The sequence below is a fragment of the Vibrio pectenicida genome (assembly GCA_024347015.1).
Lineage (GTDB): Bacteria > Pseudomonadota > Gammaproteobacteria > Enterobacterales > Vibrionaceae > Vibrio > Vibrio pectenicida.
On record AP024890.1, the window covers coordinates 561,183 to 583,828 of the forward strand.

Consider the following 22,646-nt stretch of genomic DNA (forward strand, 5'->3'; position numbering starts at 1 on the left):
ATTAAAATCAGTATTTCTCAATCTTCATTTTTATAAAAACAATTGTCGGAATTCGCGGTATTCTCTATAGGACAGGATTCCATATAAGGGTCATGAGGTACGCAGAAGGTATAAGCGCCATCTGTTTCTGCACGAGTACCTTTCTCCCAATCATAAGACCAATTATTGTACACAGCATATCGACTTCCTGGTTCGTTACTCTCTGCACTCCACACATACCGCTCATGCATGGGCTCTTGATCTGCAGGCTTGGTATTTTTGTCATTAAGATAATCGATGATGATTTGATAGGGTGGGAGCTCCCAACCACTATTAGCGCAGCGTCCAGAAGCTTTAGAAAAATCTTCCCAATCAACGTAATACTCGTAGGCTCCATTTAGGAGAAAGTACTCGCTACATACCCACACTAAAGCACCATGAGAATTGATTTGCGAGCATTGCTTCTTTTTAACATTAGAATATGAGTTAGTAGACCATGTTTCCGAAAAGTAATCCGATGGCGGGATATAGGCATCATAATCTATCATAGAGCCAACCTTGTCACCTGGCGCCCATGACTTGCCGGTTTCGTCGGTACAGGCTTTATTAACTGTGTGGGTAACTTCGACATGTGGCATGGGTAGTCCAGCGACACTGATCTGTTTGATATGCGTAGTTGTTGAGTTATCAACGGCAGCGCATTTTCCAAACCAACTAAAATCACCGCTCCAACTTCCTTTTATCGTCCAGCCTTTAGAGAAAGTGCCCATATAGCAATCGTCGCAGCCAATTTCTGGCTTTTTATCCAAGAAGTCACAGGTAAAATTACCTGGCGTACTCCATGAATTGCATGAGAGGCGCGTAGACGTTTGAGAAGGCTCCGATGGTTGTTCTGCAAGGCTCTGCGATTCATTCGCATTGGCTGTGGTAACAGACTGAGCAAGAATCAAAGATGCCCATAGCAAAGTAAAAAATCGACTGGTTTTCATATCTTATCACCTACCAAATTCGCCTAACACAACTGACTTTTGGTGACTCAAACAATGTTCAATGTTTTGCGAAACACCGAATAATGACATGTTAACAATATTCTAAACCACATCAATTGAGTTAATAATCAATAAAAATTTAGCATGTATTGGTATGGAGTAAAACTCTATATGGGGTGTATATTTGTGTTTCCCATGAATCTTAACTTTATTCACCGATGTAGTGATGGGACTCGCTATGCAAGTCTGTACCTTGTTTAAATCCGTCACTTTCATGGCTAATATTATCATCTAAAGTCAATATTATCAGTGATTTGCTTTTTATCGTATTCCATGTTCTTGAACAACCCACACCCACTTATGTGAATTTAAGTTCGTATGTGTGGGGAGTATGATGACTGCCAGTGGTAGAGATTGTTGTACTGGCGATGACTTTATTTGGGGCAGGTTTTCGTTAGTTAGCCACGTAATAATGATGTCCATAAAAACGTTAAAAAAGGAAATCGACCATGGTAACCGATGCAGCGAGTAAGTAAGCGAGTAAGTAAGCGAGGACACACACCTAAAGTACTATGTAACAACGGAGAAATGCTCCGAAGATAAATTGGCGGTAAATATGAGAATGGCCGAAAATGAAGTGCTTTCAGTGATTCCGGTTCGCAAAATCAATGGTGCATCGTACTAATTAACCCAACAATTTAAGCTTGCAGCTAACGCCTAGCATCTTTGTTTTACAAAAGTATATACTAATATTTTGTGCGGATTAGTTTAGGGTTAACCAACAATCAAAAATGTTTATTTATGGAGAACACAGTGAATGTAAGGAAAGCGATCAAACAAGACTCGAGCAAGTTGCTAGAATTGATTGAACATAAAGCTGAGTTTGATCGAAGCATGAAAGGGTTTGACGGTCAAGTCTCAACGACCACAGAGAAGATTGAACGAACCTTATTTAGTGAGCATCCGTTTGCTTATGCTTTGCTATTGGAAGTCGAGAGCGAAGTTCAAGGATTTGCTTTATTTCATTATCGTTATTCTTCCTTTAGTGGCGATCCGTCTATTTGGCTTGATGACTTGCTGGTTGTTAGTCGACATCGGTCAAAGGGGTATGGCGCTGAACTTATGTATGCTTTGAAAAAAGAAGCGGAAAAGTCATTAATGTCTCATATTTCTTGGACAGTTAGTCCTTATAACACCAAAGCACATGAGTTCTACAATAAGTTAGGAGCACTAGTCGAACGAATGGATGGTCAGAGACCATATTTTTGTTGGGTAATTTAATGGGTGAAGATGAACAAAATAGTTGGTTTTGTTTCGTGCCTCAACAAGTTTAGCCAACTATTTTTTACGCTTAAGGTAGCGTTATAGCGTAAGGCAAACATGGATAAAATAATCGAACTTATTAAGCAAGACCAAGTAAGGCTATCAGCGTTAGATTACGTATCTAAACTGAATTTACCTCAATGTTATATAGCCGCAGGCTTTGTCCGTAATTTGGTTTGGGATTCGTTACATAATTTTGATCTGCTAACACCTTTAAATGATTTTGATGTTATCTACTATGAGCAACATGAACTAGATTCAAATACTTACTTAAATTATGAAGCCAAACTGAAAGAGTGTATGCCCGAAGTAAATTGGCAGGTGAGAAATCAAGCCAGTATGCACACCGGCCATATTTAAGTACTTTGGACGCTATGAGCTTTTGGGTTGAAAAAGAAACGGCTGTTGCTGTTCGGAAAGTTGGACTGGACCAGTACGAATGCATTTCCTCTTTTGGTTTTGAATCACTATTCGATTACTGCATCACATATAACCCAAAGAGATCACGAAAAACGTTTGAAAATCGAGTAAATTCAAAAGGGTGGCTAGTTCGGTGGTCATCTTTGAGAGTTGCACTATAACAGACCGTTTGAGCTGATTCGCAATGCTTGTCTCTTTTGCTCCTTATCTGTTATCTCTTTCGGGTTTATTATCGTCGGTAGAAAGGTGTGATGCCTTGTTTGGGCTAGCGAGTTCCCTAGTTCTATTATAATGCTATGCATACAAGCTAATGGTTTAAGTTCGATGGTGGCGTTATGGTGCAGAGTAAAGTTAAAGTAAGGGAAATGCATGAGTGAAAAAGTAATAGTAGCTTTGAAATGGCTCAAAGGACTTTTGGAAACTGAGTGTGTTGAGTATCAAATTGTTGGTGGGCTAGCTGCAACTATTCATGGGGGTAGCCGTGAAATTGCAGATATAGATCTTTATATCCACAATGTCGACGCAAGCAAGATATTGGAACACGTATCGCAATTCATATCTAAACCTTTATCCCATTACGCTGAATACGGTTGGGATCTAGAGTATTTCCAGTTAGTTTACCAAAATCAAAAAATTGAAATAGGCTTATCTCAATAATTGACTGAATTGTGTGTCCTCAAAATTCCCTCTCCTCGAAATTTTCGGTTTGATTTAGCTTAAATTTTTACGGCACAAAGGGTTAACTATGGTGGCCTGCATTGCTCACTACTTAATTGGGCGCTATGCCTTTCTAAAAAATGGATGTTGTACATGAAAATAGTAAAAGCAAAAATTGAACAATTAGACATAATCTCTCCCCTTTTTGATGCTTATCGAGTGTTTTATGGTCAAGAGAGTGACCTTAATGTTGCTCGTGCATTTATTGAGTCGCGTTTAAATAACAATGAATCGATTATATTTCTTGCTCTTGATGATGAATGTAATGGTTTAGGTTTTACTCAATTGTATCCAAGTTTTTCTTCTGTTTCGGCTGCTAAAATTTGGGTCCTTAACGACTTATTTGTTTCAGACACCGCAAGAAGACAAGGAGTAGCGAGGAAACTAATGGATGCAGCGAGAGAAATGGGATTAAAGGACGATGTGAAAGGTCTATCCCTAGAGACAGCTGAGAGCAATGGCAATGCACAGCAATTGTATGAATCTTTAGGTTATAAAAGGGAATCAGGGACGTATCATTACTTCTTACAACTACAGCCTTAAAAAGCAAGTTAAGCAGGCTGTTAATGTGTGGCTTTGCCAGTTCGGTTTAGCTTTAGTGATTTCGGTGTTAAGTTTGAGTGTATTGGTAGCGTTGTCAGCTACTGAATTGGGTGTCATACAACATTTTCAAAATCTAAGTTGAACGCTAGAGCTAGAATTGATCTTAACTTCTACAGTAGGCTTTCAAATATCTAAAATTTTTGGGTTATTCTGCTAGTATTGCAGCTAATTATTTTGATATTAGGAATCGATAGTGACCCAAGAACAACCCAAAAATCCTCTACACGGTTTGACGTTAGAGAAGATTCTTACTCGCTTGGTTGAGCATTATGGCTGGGAAGGTTTGGACGCTCAGATCCAAATTAACTGTTTCTATAATAATCCTTCAATTAAGTCATCTTTAAAATTTTTGCGTCGAACTCAATGGGCAAGGGATAAGGTTGAAGCTTTGTATATTCATACATTTAGTTCTAAGTAAACGGTTTATTATAGAGAGGCTATGGTGTCAATAGTTAATTTTTGGCGCTGTTCTCACCCCGCATAATACGGTCTTTCATTGCACGGTATTTGCAGTTTGCTTCCGCTTTAGTGTTTACTGAACCTGGTTTAGGTAGAGTGGTCTGCGTTGCTCACCCTTTAAAGCGACGCTGACGGATCCCCCTCAGTTATAGTGACTGTCCTGATCATGCTATAACACTCCTCTAGTTGTAGTGATTACCACTGTAACAAGTTGTTACTATTTTTGCAATAAAAACAATGGCTTGTGATATTTTCTGAAACTGTATATTCTGTTTAGAACATACCATGTTGTTCATTTTTGGATTACAGAAAATAACAAATGAATATCCAGAATTCAATAAATGCAATAAACAACAATAAATTTAGTACATCAGAAATTATAGCGCAGCACTTTAAGTTAACGGGGAAAATGATGAGTTATCCGATGCTAGATTACGACTTAGAAACGCTAAAAAACACTCCCGAATTCCAAGATCAATCGTTTGGTATTTCTCGAATTCAACGTTTTATGGGTATCGGCTATAACCGTGCTTCGCACCTAGTCGATGAAGCAATGGAAATTGGTATTCTTGTTAGAGACAAAGAGTGTGACTGGTTGGTAAGGTTAGCCAAACAAAGTTAAGGGAAACTATGAACGTTAAAGATTTAAGTAACACCACTATTTTTACGGTGACAGCAGTAGATGAAATTACAGGTGAAGAAATGCCTGTTCAAGTGGTTATCACTCGAGATTTTAGCCGTGTTGTAGTTTTATTTAAGGTTGTTCAAATAGGGGCTCCTTTAGAGTGTTTATCCCTAAGGAAATGGGCGTTTTTTGGTGAAAATTCATTGGTGATTTGTGAAAGTGCCGAAATGCCAAATATCACATTTTCGGTAACATTAAATGAAGAGGATTTTATCGCTTTAAGTGAGCATCCTTTGTTGTCAAAGTATCTATCAATTTAAATCTGCTTTTATAGACTGGTCTAATAACGTTTATACATAGTAGCTATTTATGAATGACTAGAAAGTCATAACAAGTCGCTGAATAAGTTATAGTGACTATCCTTACAACTTTAGTCCTTATAACTTTCAAGCTAAACAATGGAAGATATTTGATGGATGTAGATTAGATGGTATTACAGTAGCTGTTGTTGGTACGGCATCAATGTTTTAAAAAAGCATAATGTAATGCGCACAGCGCTGCCTTAAATTGAGCCGTTGCTACTACAAATCTCACGCTGCTTCCATCTTGATAATAATGAGTGTTTTCAGGATATATACCATGTTTTTCTAAAGCGCTACAGCCTACCGATAAAGTCTGCTCAGAATCTATTTTGGTACCAAGTACTGAAAGTAAAGCGACTCGTTGGACATTTAACTCATTATCAGGTAATAATTTTTTTACTTTGGTGAATATTTCCTCCCAATTATGTGCTGAACAATCAAAGTAGTAACTCACTACTTTTTCAAGAGTATCATGATGCAATAGACTAATACCTGGTAATGCTAGGAGTTGATACTCTAGAGTATCTAAATCTACATTATTATCCGTTAGCCAAACTTTTAAAACGCATACATCTTCTTTTCCTGAAATCACTTCAACTTTTGGCTTTTCTGGGTGGTGGCTACAGCTAATGAAAGTCCCCGGGTGCTCTGGCTCAAAAGTGCATTTAACTCGAAGGTCTATATTTTTTTGAGATAGTTCTTCGATTGCTGCGGGATGGATAACTTCATTTGATAACGCTGACAGTTGATTTGCAACTTGGTAGCTTGAGTTACCAAGAGGGCTTACCTGTTCAGCGCCAATTAGCGCGGGATCACCTGAACTCACGTGGTGAGATTTGTGTATGATAGCCTGTTTCGCGTCTGTTAAGGTGGCTATTCTGCTTAGAGTCAAGTCTCCGTAACGGCGATCATTTTGACAATGGTTATTCATTTCACATGATGCATACGCGGTCACTATAGGAAGCTCATTGCTTAAATCTAGTGCACCGAGGTTACTCCATACTTGGCAATCAAGTGATTTACGCAATTCATTCGGGGAACCAGCTAAATCTATAAATTTAGTTTGAACACCATAACGTTTGGCCTTCAGTGCAGTATTATAAGCACTGTGGGCTTCACCTATGGATGCTAGTCGCTCTCGAATTAGGTTCCAAAAGCAATAATTGGATGAGTCGTGTTCGCTATGGTTCATTGATAAATGATCTCGAATCCACTGACGAGTACAAGACACAAGTTCTAAAATAAAATCATCCGCTTTTCTACGTAACATTGGATCGGCAAATAAACTCTCGTTCACCAATAGTAACCTTTGAATGACACTGTCGAGTTTACTTTCCCAAATGCAGCCTCCACTGAGAGTATATTGATACACTCCAGGCTCATGCGTAGTATTATTCTCTAAAAGAGCATCTGTGATACCTTGGTATGCTGGCACAACTAGGATTCTATTATACCTAGCTTTAGGCTCTGGTTTGAGAATAATGTTATCCAACACAGCGTCAAAGTCTGCCATTGAAGAGCCACTGACTTTTTCCACAGTATGAGACATAAACCTTCCTTTTATATCTATGACAACTTTTCAAAGCTATAGCTATCTTCTAAAAACTTTAGAGTTCTAATCTTTTAATGTTGATGTTATATCAGCGATAAAAGACATAATTCAAGATAGCACAGGTTATACCACAAGCCAATGTCCTGGAAAATAATTCGACATCTAAATATAATGTAAATGGAAAGGCAATCTAGCTTGGTTACTATTGTCTATTTTGTTCATAACTAACTGAAGTGTGTGTCCTCGTAAATTTTTCTAGGAGGGGATTCGCAAGGTCCAGGTGTGGTTGCGACAGACATGACAGCAAATATAGCGATATCTGAAGAAGATAAAATCCAGCCTGAAGATGTTGGTAAGCTCATATCATGTTGTTTAGATATGAACCATTCGGTAAGTATTGACTACATACCTGTAGAGTGCTCGCCACAGTTATAAGTGTCAGTGAGCTTTAGTACTCGTCTTGTTGCGATACATTTATCCCCAAACCTTTTTATTCCGTCTGCTCTCATATCCGCAGACATTTCATTGATATAGGCTTGAAGGTTGTCTTCATTGTTGACGTAATATGAGGCAACGACATTTGTCTTGCCATCTTCCTGCTCGCTGTTTTTATATAGTTCCGCCTTGATAAACCCTTCGAATCTTAACATTTCTTGTATATGTGGTTTTAGCTATGCCGTATAGTCATCAGCAATCTCATTTAAAATAGTAAGATTTACTTCATATAAAATCATTGTTAATTCCTTTTGGTTCTCAGGTGATAAAGTTTATGTATTGTTAACATTTTTTTCAGTATTATCAAGCGAGATAATACTGTTAACTTTTTGATTATTAAATTGATTAATACTATGTGCTTTGAGGGATATTAATGGAAACCATCATCGAACAAGCCATTGAGCTGCGAAAAGAGGCGAAATATGTTGAGTCGCGAGCTTTGCTTGCTAAGCTGCTGACTGATAAAAGTTACTCAGCCAAGGCTCATTTGCACATTGCTTGGTCGTACGACAATCAAGGTAAGGAGCAAGAGGCAATTACTCATTACTTGTCATCTCTTTCCGGCTTGCTTTCGCCTGTTGAAAGGTTTGATGCATTGTTTGGCTTGGCGAGTACTTACCGAAGCCTTGGTATGTATTCAGAGGCGCTAGACTATTTCGAAAAGACTCTAATTGAATATCCTAATTCTATTGAGGTTCAGCCTTTTTACGCGATGTGTCTTTATAATTTGGGGAGACACAAAGAAGCAACCTCGTTGCTGCTTGAGCTTTTGCTATCGACCACCAATAGTGATGCAATAAAGCAGTATCGTCGAGCCATCTCTTTATACTCACAGGATTTAGATAAAACGTGGTAAATATGACAAAGGGTTAGGTTGAATTTTTCGGTGTGTGCCCGTGTGAGAGATCTAGAAATAGTATTAAGTAATTTTAGTTGGTGAAGTGCATATGGAAGTAAAAGATTGGTACCCCCCGTTTAGTGAAGGGACAACTCAAAGAAAAGCTCCCAAGTGGGAGCTTTTGGGGTTTGTAGGCGTGTTATTGTCTATCTTGATCAAAATCGCCGTGGAAGTGATCATGGTCAGACACACTGTCTGCTGCTTTGAGTTTTTCGCCGATGCGCAGTTTTTCCTTCGGTTGTGATACTGATGAGGTTAGTATAGCTTTGCTTTTTGACTCATCTGGGGTATCTGGGAAGAGCTGCTCGCTTAAGGCGTAGTAGGTTGTGGCATAAGCCATCGCTTGTGTGTTTTTGTAAATAGCTGAATGGTTGATGTTGTTAATATCATCACAGGTTTGGTGGTAACACTTGTCATAAGCGACATCGATCTCGCCGCCAAATTTTGCTACCTCTTCAGCAGTTTTCACTTTTTCCGCGCCCGTAAATAGGCCACCAAATGCAATACCCCAGTCGGCAAAACCTGCGTAGTCTGAGCGTTTTGATAGTGCTTGAGGTATGGTCGATTCTTCCTTATCTGTAAAAAATTCATGGAAGATAGATTCAATATCGGATGTGCCGTAGGGTGGTGTGAAATCTCCCTTATAGGCATTATCTGGGCTGTCTTTGGTATCGGATAAGTCTCCATCCATCACACCATAGATATAATTTGGAGAGCCAATCATATCGAAGTTTAAGTACATTTTTACTTTATTGATATGTGTATATCTAGCTTCCACTAAATCGACCTGCTCTGGGGTTAATTCTCCGGGGTTTTTAAGGCCTAGTTCATCAAGGATTTGTTGCTGTGCTTGATTGTAAATTGGCTCAAATAAGTTATCTGTGTAGTATTCAGATCCAACTAACCCTGCTTCTTCTGCTGCCCACCAAGCAAAACGCACTTTATTTTTCACTGGCACTTCAAGCTCAGATAACGTCACTGCGTACTCCAGTAGACCAGCGCTGCCAGAGCCGTTGTCGTTTATTCCTGGCCCTTCGGGAACGGAATCAAGGTGTGCACCGAGCATCACAACTTGTGCTGGATCACCGATAGGGGTTTCGGCCAGAATATTTTGTGTAACAACATCTTCATCTTTGATATTGACCAGCAAGCTTGCATTTACTAGTTCTGATTGGCTTTTGTTATACCAATCTTGGCCAAGCGAAAAGCGCGCGCCTAAAGCCGGTATTGTGACTTGAGTGGTGCTACTTAAAGTACCATTTACCACAGATTTTCTTCCTTCACCATTGCCTTGGTTAAAAATGAGCACAGCTGTTGCACCTGCGTTTTGGGCATTGAAAGCTTTTACATTAAATGCACATCCCCCTCGTTGGATAACGGCTATCTTTCCGGTGAGATCTTTGCCATTAAAATCGGTGACTTCACAGCCATCTGTACTGTCGTAATCGGGAGCGTCAAACCTGAAATCGGGAGTGACGAAAGCAAGCTCTCCATCGAGTTGACCATTGGTTTTGCCTGAGTAGGACATTAGGGCAAAATCGGCTTCAACACCATCGGGTGCATTTTTGGTGCTGACTAAGTCTTTTCCATCGACCTTGGCTTTTGTTCCGGGGAGTTCTTCCCAAGCTCTGAAATCAAACTCTTGCGTGGTGACAATAAAGCCGCGCTCTTTCATTGTTGCAATGATAAATTCGGTCGAGTTTTGATAGCCTAAAGTGCCAGCGGCCCTGGTAATGGACTTACCGTCAGTTGTTCTAGAGGCTAAACCTTCCAGCGTGACAAGATGACCAATCAATTGTTCCTTATCAACATTTTCACTGACGTAATTTGCCCCTCGACGCGGGTCATCCCAGAAACACCCTGTGAGGATTGTACTGCTAATAACAGTGGCGAGTATCGATCGTTTTGTTGTTATGCTTACCTGCATTTTTGACTCCTTGTTAAACAATCTGTTTTGTCTTTAATCAAAAAAGTAGGCGGTAAGAATGCACATAATTATAATTTTTTATAAATATGAATGCATATCAAGAAATCACAATGAGAAAAATGAAAATATAGCAGGGAAGAAAGGTATTATTTTATCAATTACATTTATGTGTGGCTAAAAATATAATTTATGGGAGATAACTCATCTCCCATAAATTATGCTATGTAAACTTTTATTATTGACTTAAATAACTGTTGTTAATTCTATTACAGTGTGCCCTGTCGCTAATTTAGTTGTCTGAACTATTCTTAACTGACACTCTGAAAATAGAGTTTCTAGATCGCTTAAGCTTCTTTGATAGGTACCGTCTTCACATATCACAGATTGAAATAGTGCGTTGAAAAGAAGCCGAGGGGATTCTTCTTCCGGTTCCACCAAAGGTTCTATGACTAACAAACGGCCTTGTTGTAATGATTGACCAATATTATTCAGAATTTGGCTACATGATTGTGTATTCCAATTGTGTAAAACGTTTTTTAATAAATAAACATCATAGCCCTCTGGAATATGTTCGAAAAAGTCACCACTATAAGTTTGAATACGTTCTTTTAAGTCTGATGGCAATGACTCTGCACTTCGCTGACATACATCTTGCCTATCGAAAATACACGCTGTTAGGTGTTGATAGTTTTTTACCAGCTCGGTGCTAATAACGCCACTTCCTCCACCAATATCAATCACGTTTGCTGCTTTACTGAAAATATCAGGGAAGGTCATTGCCAATAAAGAGCCAACAGGTCTTGAGAAATCTCGCATTGCTAAATCATACACTGAAGCTCTGCTCGGTTTCTCGTCTAAGTATTGGTATAAAGTGTTATCAAAGACGTGCTTAAAGCCAGATTGTCCAGTTTGACAGGTGTGAAGCAATCCTTCGTAGCCACGGTAATACTCTTCGCCAAATAACATACAAAAGTGGCGCATAGATTGAGGGTGATCAGATGTCAGCAGCTCTGAACTCGAACTATTTTTGATTACCTTACCTTTCTCTATAGAGAAAAAACCAAATAATTCAACTACTTTAAACATATTGATTAAGATTGTTTGGTCTGCGTTACAGGCTTTTGCTAGTACGCTTACCTCTAAAGGTACTTCTTGAACCAAGTCTGCGACACCTAATTCTGCGAGAGTAGACAGAGCTTTGGCTGCCAAAGGCATCATCATGATCTCTGATAATTTCTTTGCCGATTCTGCTTCTTTCATAACATAACCACCATAATCTGTAAGTGTTAAAATAAGAACGCTAGTTTGTAATTCTTAATATTTGATTAAGAGTTACATATATTTATTACTTTTAAATTGAAATTAAATAATAGCTTCTAGTTCTATACTTTAAATGTCATTTTTATATATAGCTTACGCCGTTTTTTGTCACTTTTAAGTCAGAACGATATTAGTAAACTGTCATAATTACAAATTTGTTTATTTAAGGCTGTGATTGTTATTGAATTTCAATTTTCCGATGATGGGATTTATATGTTTTAATGTGGCTTATGATTTCCTTAAATAAATCCTAAGTTTTAAGGCGTACCTTGCTAATAAGTTCAAAGGAAAAATAATATTACTTATATAAAAATGTAAATAATTTTGTGAGAGGTGAGTATTGTGATAAATGTTAGCCCTGTATTTGAAACTATCTCAAATTATTCTTTACTTATTCCTGAAAAGGCTGCGGTTATATATAAAGGTGATGCCTTAACGTTTTCCGATCTTGAGAAACGCTCGAATCAATTGGCCGCTTATTTACGCCAGCAATACACCAGCAAAGAAATAGGTAAAATAGCGGTTTACTTAGAACCTAGCCTTGATTTACCTGTTGTGATATTGGGTATTATGAAAGCGGGTCACAGCTATGTACCATTGTCTTCGTTTCAACCTGCTCAGAGAATTGCTCAAATAATTGATGACTCACAGTCCTTCCTTGTTATTACCGATCATGTATCTTACCAAAAATCCAAACTTCAATTAGACCAATCCATTGTTTTAGATATCGATGGTATTGACTTGAACATAGAAGCTACAGAAGTTGAGTATCCTAAGTTTGGTGGAGCACAGCTAGCCTACACCTTATACACATCTGGCTCGACAGGTAGACCTAAAGGAGTTGAGGTTGAACATCACAGCTTGGCTTACTACATCGATTGGTTTAATCGCGATCTGTGGTCAAAAGTTCAGGCTCAATTGCCTTTAACCTCTTCATTGAGCTTCGCGGCTGCCGTCACTCAATTATTTGCACCGCTAGTACGTGGTGACACACTTCATATCCTGCCTGAAGGGGCACTCAATAATCCCCAATTGCTATTTGATTGGTTTGAAGTTCAGAGCAATCCGGCGATTTACTGTGTAGCCACATTATGGAAAGAGCTGCTTTTTTATAAACAGTCGATTGATCATAACGTGAATTTGCCTAATACCGTATTTCTGTCGGGGGAAGCGGTTGCCGATGATCTCAAGCAGCGTACGTTTGCTGCAATAGACAGTGTTAGAGTGTTTAACCTTTATGGGCCAACAGAAACGGTCGCTAACTGCGCATTTACCGAGCTGCAACCAGATGTACCCATCACTATAGGTAAGGCAATATCAGGCAGTGAACTTTTTCTACTCAAAGAAAATAACGCTGAAGCTGAAGAGAGTGATATTGGGGAGATTTGTATTGCTGGGCCTGGTGTTGCACGTGGCTATGCTAACTTGCCAGAGCTTAATGATGAGCGATTTTTTATTTATCAGGGTTTGAAGGCCCATAGAACAGGGGATTTAGGGCGATTCAACTCTGAAGGCGACATGGTCTATCTTGGCCGGAAGGACCGTCAGGTTAAGTTAAGTGGAGTAAGATTAGAACTGGGTGATATTGAAGCGTGCTTGCGTCGCCATGATGGTGTTCAAGATGCAGTTGTTAAGATGACGAACGATGAACTTATCGCTTATCTCATCACGCGTAGCAAACCGACTGCATGGGAGCTGAGGGCCTATCTTGGCGAATATCTATCAGCGGTGATGATCCCGTCACAATTTGTTTATCTAGATAGTTTTCCCAAGCTACCGAATGGAAAGCTGGATAATGCACGCTTGCCCAAGCCAGCGGTTTCTCGCCCTGAACTCAAATGTGAATATCGATCACCTATAAACGATCTTGAGCAAGACTTAGTGGATATTTGGCAAGAAATTTTGGGCTTACAGGGGCTAGGGGTGGATGATGACTTTTTCGATTTGGGTGGTAACTCCCTACAAGCCATGCGAGTACGAACTATGATTCGTCGACGCTTGTATAGTGAGCTTGATTTTGACTTGGTCATTCGTAACCCAACCCCCAGCAAGCTTGCAGCGATCATCCCATATTACTTAACTGACGGTGGGGAAAGTGATTGTATTTCTCAAGAATATGATAGTGAAAACGATAAGACTTTTTGTGCCCTTTCTTCATCACAAGCTTATTTCGTCACATTGGAACAAACATGTACAAATCCGCAAGCCTATCAGCCAGCATTTAATATTTTTCTAGAAGGACAAGCGAGTGAGCAAGCGATTTCTTGGTCGATAAATAAAGTACTGGCAAACAACCCAGTGCTGCGGTCTCGTTTTAACCTAGATGATTTTACCGTAAAGCAGGGGGGCTACACTCACGAACAACTGGAGGTTCAACACCGTAAACTTGGCTATCTTAACAAGCAATTAGCTGACTATTCTGAGCAAGAATGGTTGGCGATGGCAGATATGCCAGCTATAGACATTGATAGCACACCTGCGATAAATGTCACCTTACTTAGCAAGGATGACAATCAGCATGTGGTTGTCATCCGAGTGCATCATGCTGTGTTTGATCATGAGTCTATAGGGCTGTTTTTTAAACAATTTGTAGATGCTTATCAAGCGCATTTAGTCGGAGACTTGAGTTTTTCTAGTCAGACTTCGCATCAGCTAAATTTGACTCATCACAGAGGCGCAGTGGTTGAACAGGAAAATCAAATGCAATTCTGGTTATCGACCTTAGAACGGTATTTACACCAAGGTGCCGATGCATCTTTATACCCTGTGCAAGATTACCCTAATCCAGATGGTTATCAAATCGAGCTATCTCAGAGATTTACTCAACAAATAAAACAGTTTTCGCGAAGACATAATACTACTGCTTATGTATTGCTTCTAACACTGTTTAATCTAACGTTAAATAGAGAAACTCGTTATAAGAATGTTGCCATTGGTCTTCCAACTTCAAGTCGTTCAATGTTACAAAATGATGATCAGTTAGGCTGTTTCGTTAATATGGTGACCTACTACCAACCAGCGGTGCAGGTTGAAAATGTATTGGCCCTGCTGCAATCCAGTGGTAAATCGATTTATTCATTGTTAGACAATCAGTCAGTTCCTTACCAATTACTTGTTGATGAGATGAGGCGTAAAAGTTGGTTAGATAAACTGCGTTTTCCCATTACATTTAACTACTTATCAGCCTTACCAAAGGCAGAAAGTATCGCAGATTGTCAGGTGTCAGTGCAGCATATTGTTGAGCCGTTTGCTCGTTGTGATTTGACCCTAACAGTGGATGACGGGGAGCGGTTCAGATTAAGTTTTGATTATGAGCGATCAGCCTTTACTAAGCCAAAGATCATGTTGCTGGCAGAGCAGTACCTAGCAATGATATCGGACACTATATCTTTATGATTGTTGATCTACGTTGGACGGAGAAGGCAGCATTAATTGGGAGGAGTTTGTACCTATGTCAAAATTAGTTCATGTTCAGTTTGCTAAGCAATGCCTTATCACACCAAATAATATTGCTCTTCGCAGCCTTAACGAAAATATTACTTATCGTGAGCTCGAGTTACGCACTGATACAATTGCTCAAAAATTACTTTCATTTGGGGTTCGTCCTGGTGATGTTGTTGGCGTATACATGGACCGTAGTAATAACCTTGTAGCCACACTTTTGGGGATAATGAAAACCGGTGCTTGTTACCTACCTTTAGATCCTTATTATCCACATAACCGCTTGTCTTACATGGTAGAGCATTCAGAAGCAAAGCTTGTTGTAACCGATAGACCATATGAAATGGATTGGCTGCCAGTAGAGTGTGAATATATTGATATTACGAGTGTCGATTTCTCCCAATCAGTATCGCCAACCCTACCTGATATAGATGAACAGCAACTTTGTTACATCATGTATACCTCTGGTTCTACGGGTACGCCGAAAGGTGTCATGGTGGCACACAATACAGTCGTTAACTATCTCAATTGGATGCAAGAGGCATTTCAACTTGAGCAAGATAGTCGTGTATTGAGCCAAACTACTTATAGCTTTGATATATCGGTGTGGGAAATTTTCTGGCCTTTAACTACGGGCGCGAGTACTGCACTAATCTGCGAAGAAGCCAAGTATGATCCTGTTTTACTGGCGGATTTTATTCGACACCATCAAGTAACGGTCGCTCAGTTTGTTCCAACCGCGCTTAGAATCATTGTTGACGCAGGTGTTTTGGATAAGTGTCATTCACTCGAACACATCTTTTCTGGTGGAGAAGCGCTGCCTCAGTGTTTGGTTGATGATTTGTCTCAACAGTTTCATGGCGATATTCATAATTTATATGGCCCAACAGAAGCGACGATTTTTGCGTGTCACTGGCAATGCCAGCCTAATACTACTAGTGAAGCCATTGTCCCAATTGGCTTTCCGATACCTCATGCCCAAGTGTTGATACTAAATGAGGAGCTTGAACTTGTTGAGCAAGGGTGTCGCGGCGAACTTTATTTGTCCGGAGACATACTCGCATTAGGTTACTTGAAACGTGAAGATCTAACCACTGAACGTTTCTTGGTTAACCCTTATTCCACGGGCGCTAAGGCTAAAATGTATCGTACAGGCGATCTCGTTAGTTTAAGAAAAGATGGCGCACTGCTCTTTCATGGAAGAATTGATTCGCAAATAAAACTGCGTGGTCACCGGATTGAGCTCGCTGAAATAGAAGCTCAGTTGCAGGCATTGCCTTATGTATCTCATGCTGCGGTCATTGTGGATGGCAGTGATGACGGAAAAAAACAACATCTCACAGCATTTTATGTGCCTTATCAACATAGAGATACAGACATACAGGCTATAAAGCGAGAAATGGCAGAGATACTGCCTTATTACATGCAACCCTCACGCTACTATGCCGTAGACAGTTTACCCACACTCCCTAATGGAAAAATCAGTAAATCAGCACTCAGTGCTAAGTGACGAGAAGGCGTTAAAACATGTTAAACAGTAGACAGGACTCTGAAATAGAAAATCAGATCATCGCTATTTGGAAATCAGTATTAGAGGTTAAGAAAATAACGATAGATGAAAATTTTTTTGAAGCCGGTGGTAATTCATTACTTATGAGTAAAGTTCATCGACAAATTAAAAAACAATTTGATATTCCAATTAATATTATTGATTTATTTCAGTGTCCTACTGTTGAATCTCTTAGCAAAAATATACTGAAAAAGTATCCAAATGTATTACGTGAAACATCAGGTGAAGCCTGAGAACTAATACGTTTAATTAAAAGATAGCCATTAGTAAATATTTATTCCTCTCTTGGAGGCAGGAAATTATTTGCCCTGAGTTTGGAACCCAATACATCACATTCCCAAATTATAATATATAACCATGAGGTAGCATATGAACGACCAAGTAACATTGCGCGACAAAGACATAGCTATTATTGGCATGTCAGGCCGATTCCCTGGAGCCGAAGATATTTCAACGTTTTGGAGTAATCTCGCTGAGGGCTTAGAAACCATTACCACTTTCAGTGAACAAGAACTTAGAGAATCGGGTGTTGACGAAGAGTTAATTGCTTCATCTAATTATATTCCTCGGCGAGGTATTCTTGGTAATGCTGAGTATTTTGATGCTCATTTCTTCGACATCACCCCCCGTGATGCTGAAATTATGGACCCTCAACATCGTGCATTTCTTGAGAGTAGTTGGCATGCATTTGAAGATGCGGGCTATGTTCCTGCAAGCTATCCAGGCAAGGTGGGTGTATTTGGAGGAACAGGTGCAGCATGGCACTTGAACAAAGTTCACTCGCACCCTAGCGTGACTCAATTTGCCAGTGGCGCATCGATTGTGACCAACAATGATAAAGATTATGTCACCACTCGGGTTTCTTATAAGTTGGACCTAAAAGGACCAAGTGTTAACGTCCAAACTGCATGCTCTACTGCGATGGTAGCGGTTGTGATGGGAATTAACAGCCTACTAAGTGGCGAGAGTGATCTAGTTGTTGCTGGCGGTGTGTCGATTGATACACCAGAGCGTCGCGGTTACCGATATATGCAAGGCGGAATGGAGTCAGAGGATGGGCGTTGTTATGCGTTTGATTCACGAGCAAATGGCACTGTCTTCAGTCGCGGTGTTGGGTCAGTGTTGCTGAAGCGAGCTAAAGATGCCATAAGAGATGGCGATCATATCTACGCTATCGTTAAGGGCGGCGCTATCAACAACGATGGCTCTTTAAAAGCAGGTTTTACCGCACCGGGTATTGAAGGGCAAGTAGAGGTTGCAAAGCAAGCGATAGCAAACTCTGATATTGATGTCGAAAATATTCGTTTTGTTGAAGCGCATGGCACTGCGACAGCGCTTGGTGATCCTATTGAGTTTTCTTCTTTGTCGCAAACCTTTCAGCAGTACACAGACAAAAAGCAGTTCTGCCGCTTAGGCTCGGTTAAGACCAACATTGGGCACACAGATGCAGCATCTGGCGTTGCGAGTTTGATCAAAGCATCATTAGCGCTCAAATCTGGTCAGCTTCCAGCGTCGCTGCATTATTCACAGCCCAATCCAAATATCGACTTTGAAACCAGTCCGTTTGTGATGAATACAGAACTCACATCATTTAAACACTCAGATAAGCCGAATAATGCGCTAGTGAATTCGTTTGGTGTTGGTGGTACCAATGCTTGCGTTATCTTGGAAGCAGCTCCTGACCTGCCATCTGGTGGAGACCACCAAGCTCCGTTGTTGATGACATTTTCGGCCCGAAGTCGTAACGCGCTTATCGAGATGAAACAGCGTATGACTGCGTATCTGGAAGGTAACCCAGGAGCTAATCTTGCTGATGTTGCTTATACCTTGCAAACAGGACGTAAGCAGTTTGAGTTTTCAACCAGCGTTGTTGGTGAAGATCTGGAATCACTTCTGGCATCATTGGGCAAGGCTTCTCCAGTTACGGTTAAGAATAAGTCTAAGCGTCCTGTGGTCTTTATGTTTCCAGGGCAGGGAAATCAATATGCGAATATGTCTTTGGATCTTTATAAAACTTATCCGGTGTTCAAGCAGGCAATGGATGAGTGTTGTGACTATCTCACCCCGATCCTTGAACAAGATCTGAAAGATATTATATTTCCTAAGGACGATGAAGCTGCGGCGCTTATCAACCAAACGAAATTCACTCAGCCAGCGCTTTTTGTTGTTGAGTACAGTTTGGCTCAATTATGGATGTCATGGGGTATTAAGCCAGATGTAATGATTGGCCACAGTGTTGGCGAATATGTGGCAGCCTGTTTGTCCGGGGTTTTCTCTCTACAAGATGCATTAAAAGCAGTGGCGATTCGTGGGAAATTGGTCCAAGCCCTACCACCAGGCGCTATGTTGGCCGTATTGATGGAAGAATCTGAACTGAGTGAGCGGATTGCCGACTTGGACTTGGACATCGCCGCCGTTAACTACCCCGAGTTATCTGTCGTCGCCGGCGAGCTGGAAGCGGTTAAAGCCTTCCAATATGAGTTGGAAGAAGAAGGTATTTTCTGCAAACATTTGGACACATCCCATGGCTTCCATTCAAGCATGATGGATCCAATGTTACCAGATTTTAAACAGGTTATTGATGGTATTGATCTTCATGTTCCGCAAATCCCATTTGTGTCTTCGGTCACAGGGGAGTGGATCAGTGAAGATTTAGCGCAAGACAGCGATTATTGGGTCCGTCATGTAAGAAACCCTGTCCTCTTTTCGCACGCATTTAAGACTTTGATGCAAGAATACCAAGACGGATTTTTCGCTTTGGAAGTAGGGCCGGGTCGCTCACTTGAGTCAGCGGCAAAACAGCACTTCAAAGAAGAAACTGACATCGAAGCAGATATATTCTCCTCGCTACCAACAGCAAAAGAAGTGTCGCTATCAGGTCAATATTTTGTCTCAACACTTGGTTCTATGTGGGCTCATGGCGTCAAAGTCGACTGGTCGTTATTATATAACGATGAGCGCCGTTGCCGCTTGCCTTTACCCGGTTATCCATTTGAGCGCAATGAGTTTAAATTGCCCGAAATTCAAGGCGGAAATGCAGACAGTCCTTCTGTTGCAGTGGTTGAAGCTTCGTTAAAACGTAAAAAGCAAGACGTTGCGGATTGGTTTTATATGCCAGCATGGAAGCGCACAATTCCAGCTGAATTTATGCCTGGTGAGAAAGCAGAAAACGAGGTCGACTGTTGGATCCTTTTTGCCGATGAATATGGCGTTGCGGCCCAAATGCAATCGCTCCTTCGTGAGAATGGTGCGCATGTTGTAACTGTCCTTCAAGGGGACAGTTATCAGGACAATTCAGTGCCTGAAGATCATACTTTCAACTTTATTATCAATTCTCGTGAGCGTGAAGACTATATTCAGTTGCTTCAGGCAATTAAAGCGCAAGGTATGGCGCCTGTGCGTATTGTAGACTTGTGGAACTTGTCAACTCAAGATAGAGGTTTGGATCTAGAGCAGTGTCAGAATGGCCAACACGCCTCTTTCTATGGTCCATTGTATTTGCAGCAAGCCTTGGTGAGCGAAAATGTATTAGATAGGGTGCGCTTACTATTTGTTACAAACAACACATTTAGTGTCTCTGGTGAAAAGGTCATTTGCCCTGAAAAAGCCTTACTTGTTGGTCCTGCACGGGTCTTTTACCACGAGTATCCAGACGTACAGTGTCATCTGGTGGATATTGACATTCCTCTCGACAAAAAGGATGAAATTGACGGTTTTAATAATATTGCAGCTCGCAGTCTGATTGCCGAGGCAAATATCGCTACTGATGGTCAGTTGGTGGCATATCGTGGCGGCTGCCGCTTTGAAGAGGAATACCAAGCGGTGCGCTTGTATGAGCAAGTGTCTGGTATCAGTGCGCAATTTAAAGACGAGGGTGTGTATCTCATTACTGGAGGACTCGGGGGCCTTGGCATGTTAGTCGCCGGTCATATCAGTGAACTTTGTAATGCCACGCTAGTGCTGACTTACCGTAGTAGTTTACCACCAAGGGAAGAGTGGCAAACTTGGATCGAACAACATCCAGTCGATGATGCCATGAGTGAGAAATTGGTGAGCATCCTTCGTCTAGAAGAAATGGGTAACACCATAGACTTGGTGCATGTTGATGTTTGCGATTATGCTGAAATGGAAAAAATGTGTCGGCGCTACCCAAAATTTGACGGTATTTTCCATACTGCGGGTATTGCAGGTGGGGGGATTATTCCGCTCAAGTCTGACCAAGACTGTGCAAGCGTTATTGATCCCAAGCTAATGGGAAGCATGATTCTTGATGAGCTGACAAAAGATGATCAGCCTGACTTTATGGTGCTATTTTCTTCCATTACATCGATTCAAGCGGATGAAGCACGCATTGATTACTGCGCAGGCAACGCATTTTTAGATACGTTCGCCAGCTATCGTAACCAGAATCGCACTGGTCGCACTCTAGCCATAAACTGGGGTAAATGGGGCGATGTCGGTATGGCGGTTCAATATGGCCGTGAATTGGATGAGAAAAAAGCTCAACTGGTTCAAGCTGAGGAGTCGGGGCTATTGGCATTGGTTGATCGTAAAGGCCTAGAGGAAGTGTATCGAGTCAATCTCGATGTACAAAAAGACTGGGTATTGAACGAGCATTGCTTGTCAGAGCAACCAACTATGGTTGGGACGACCATACTCTCTATGCTGCATAGTTTTATGAACCATTTCAAACCACAAGAACCACTTCAGGTTAAAAACCTACTGCTAACAAAACCTGCGATTTATCATAATGCTTGGCCACGTGAAATGCGCCTATTTGTTCGCGCAGAAGGCACTGGCTATAGCTTTAGTCTGCGTAGCCGTGGTATTCGAGAAATTGATTGGGAAGAGCATGCCATTGGTAATCTTGGATCGGGTGTTGAGACGACAGAAAGCCTTACCTCCTATATTGAATCACTCGACACCATTCAAGCGCGTTGTGGCGAGCGTTTAGACGAAGAAGATGTTGGCAAAGAGTATATTAATGCGATAACTGGCCAGATTTTCCTCTCTCTCAGTGACCGCTGGAGCACGACTAAGACGGCATGGCAAGGGGATAATGAGTGGTTGATCCATAAAGATCTTGATGCTCAGTATCAGAGTGATTTCGAGCAATACCCATATCACCCAGCCGTGATTGATTCTGTATCGATTCGCTGTATTAATCTGATTTCAAAAGAAAATTTCCTGCCAATTAGTTACGGTAAGGTCAGCTACTTAGCACCACTTGATGGTGATTGCTATGCCCATATCAAGCTGAAGCAAGCATACAAGCAAGAAGACAGCACCATCATTATGGATGTAACTTTCTTAGACGCAGATAGTCAGCCATTGATGGTTATAGAGAATTACACCTTGGTTCGAATGAAAGCAGACAACCAAGTACAAGACTCTGTATCGACTTCAAGCAAGGCAAGGTTTGATGTCAATGTTTCTGACAAAGATATTATGTTCTATGAAGGACTTGATGCATTGAAGCGTCAGTTAGCCCACTTAGAATTTGAGCAACTGGTCGTTGTGACGAGCGATTTGGGGCAACTGATTTATGAAGCGATTCCCGAGCGAGAAGAAGTTGAAACGACGGTGGCGGATGTAGCAGCAAACCAAGGACATGCTCGCCCTGAACTCTCAGTTGAATATGTGGCACCAGAAAATGATATCGAGAAAGAAGTCATTGCTATTTGGCAGTCGACCTTGGGAATTTCAGGGATAGGAATCGATGATAACTTTGTGGAACTAGGTGGGAACTCTTTGTTAGCAGTACAGATTGTTTCTAAGGTATCAGCTAAGTTTGAAGTCGATATCCGAGTGGATCTTTTCTATCAAGACCAAACCGTAAGAGGGCTTGCTGGATTAGTCATTCAAGCTTTCGAGTCACTATTAGAAAGTGAGTAAAGATGGCTCCCGAGCAGAGCTCGGGAATCACATTAATTTTTGGCTGCTTTAGCGAGCAGCCTAATCCACCC

General features: G+C 40.9%; 15 protein-coding genes and 3 pseudogenes. 13 read left to right on the forward strand and 5 right to left on the reverse strand.

The window, feature by feature from the left end; translation table 11 throughout:
- Window positions 1-17 precede the first annotated feature (17 nt).
- Entirely contained in the window at window positions 18-968 is a 951-nt protein-coding gene (locus OCV27_RS17585; RefSeq protein WP_125322593.1) for a hypothetical protein, read from the reverse strand.
- Window positions 969-1,530: 562 nt separating this feature from the next.
- On the opposite strand from OCV27_RS17585, the pseudogene OCV27_RS17590 reads away from it, so the two are divergent.
- The 8 genes and pseudogenes from OCV27_RS17590 to OCV27_RS17625 form a co-directional block, all read left to right on the forward strand.
- A pseudogene (locus OCV27_RS17590) lies at window positions 1,531-1,653 on the forward strand (GFA family protein); the annotation flags it as partial.
- Window positions 1,654-1,769: 116 nt separating this feature from the next.
- A complete protein-coding gene (locus OCV27_RS17595) occupies window positions 1,770-2,249 on the forward strand; it encodes a GNAT family N-acetyltransferase (protein ID WP_185759818.1) in 480 nt (159 codons plus the stop codon).
- 99 nt (window positions 2,250-2,348) lie between these two features.
- Window positions 2,349-2,872 (forward strand): annotated as a pseudogene (locus tag OCV27_RS17600) (nucleotidyltransferase family protein).
- Window positions 2,873-3,080: 208 nt separating this feature from the next.
- Window positions 3,081-3,365: pseudogene (locus OCV27_RS17605) on the forward strand (MazG-related protein); the annotation flags it as partial.
- Window positions 3,366-3,521: 156 nt separating this feature from the next.
- Entirely contained in the window at window positions 3,522-3,971 is a 450-nt protein-coding gene (locus tag OCV27_RS17610; RefSeq protein ID WP_125322591.1) for a GNAT family N-acetyltransferase, read from the forward strand.
- A 253-nt stretch (window positions 3,972-4,224) separates the two neighbouring features.
- Complete coding sequence (locus OCV27_RS17615; protein WP_125322590.1) at window positions 4,225-4,449, forward strand: VF530 family protein; 225 nt, start codon at window positions 4,225-4,227, stop codon at window positions 4,447-4,449.
- Between the two features lie 360 nt (window positions 4,450-4,809).
- Entirely contained in the window at window positions 4,810-5,112 is a 303-nt protein-coding gene (locus tag OCV27_RS17620) for a hypothetical protein (RefSeq protein WP_125322589.1), read from the forward strand.
- Between the two features lie 8 nt (window positions 5,113-5,120).
- Window positions 5,121-5,435, forward strand: coding sequence for a hypothetical protein (locus OCV27_RS17625; RefSeq protein WP_125322588.1), 315 nt, complete (start codon window positions 5,121-5,123; stop codon window positions 5,433-5,435).
- 199 nt (window positions 5,436-5,634) lie between these two features.
- On the opposite strand, the gene OCV27_RS17630 is transcribed toward OCV27_RS17625, so the two are convergent.
- Window positions 5,635-7,026: an amino acid kinase family protein gene (locus OCV27_RS17630; RefSeq protein WP_125322587.1), complete on the reverse strand. Its 1,392-nt coding sequence runs from the start codon at window positions 7,024-7,026 to the stop codon at window positions 5,635-5,637.
- A 404-nt stretch (window positions 7,027-7,430) separates the two neighbouring features.
- Window positions 7,431-7,679: a DUF4286 family protein gene (locus tag OCV27_RS17635; protein WP_125322586.1), complete on the reverse strand. Its 249-nt coding sequence runs from the start codon at window positions 7,677-7,679 to the stop codon at window positions 7,431-7,433.
- Between the two features lie 218 nt (window positions 7,680-7,897).
- On the opposite strand from OCV27_RS17635, the gene OCV27_RS17640 reads away from it, so the two are divergent.
- Window positions 7,898-8,380, forward strand: a complete 483-nt coding sequence (locus OCV27_RS17640) for a tetratricopeptide repeat protein (RefSeq protein WP_125322585.1) — start codon at window positions 7,898-7,900, stop codon at window positions 8,378-8,380.
- A gap of 181 nt (window positions 8,381-8,561) precedes the next feature.
- On the opposite strand, the gene OCV27_RS17645 is transcribed toward OCV27_RS17640, so the two are convergent.
- Window positions 8,562-10,349, reverse strand: coding sequence for a M28 family metallopeptidase (locus OCV27_RS17645; RefSeq protein WP_125322584.1), 1,788 nt, complete (start codon window positions 10,347-10,349; stop codon window positions 8,562-8,564).
- A 243-nt stretch (window positions 10,350-10,592) separates the two neighbouring features.
- A complete protein-coding gene (locus tag OCV27_RS17650; protein WP_125322583.1) occupies window positions 10,593-11,609 on the reverse strand; it encodes a methyltransferase in 1,017 nt (338 codons plus the stop codon).
- 402 nt (window positions 11,610-12,011) lie between these two features.
- Between OCV27_RS17650 and OCV27_RS17655 the strand changes: the two genes are divergently transcribed.
- The 4 genes from OCV27_RS17655 (at window position 12,012) to OCV27_RS17670 (ending at window position 22,575) form a co-directional block, all read left to right on the forward strand.
- Window positions 12,012-15,065, forward strand: a complete 3,054-nt coding sequence (locus OCV27_RS17655; RefSeq protein WP_125323345.1) for a non-ribosomal peptide synthetase — start codon at window positions 12,012-12,014, stop codon at window positions 15,063-15,065.
- A 55-nt stretch (window positions 15,066-15,120) separates the two neighbouring features.
- Window positions 15,121-16,620: a non-ribosomal peptide synthetase gene (locus OCV27_RS17660; protein WP_125323346.1), complete on the forward strand. Its 1,500-nt coding sequence runs from the start codon at window positions 15,121-15,123 to the stop codon at window positions 16,618-16,620.
- A gap of 17 nt (window positions 16,621-16,637) precedes the next feature.
- A complete protein-coding gene (locus tag OCV27_RS17665; RefSeq protein ID WP_125323347.1) occupies window positions 16,638-16,913 on the forward strand; it encodes a phosphopantetheine-binding protein in 276 nt (91 codons plus the stop codon).
- 136 nt (window positions 16,914-17,049) lie between these two features.
- A complete protein-coding gene (locus tag OCV27_RS17670) occupies window positions 17,050-22,575 on the forward strand; it encodes a type I polyketide synthase (protein WP_337969479.1) in 5,526 nt (1,841 codons plus the stop codon).
- The last annotated feature ends 71 nt before the right edge of the window (window positions 22,576-22,646 follow it).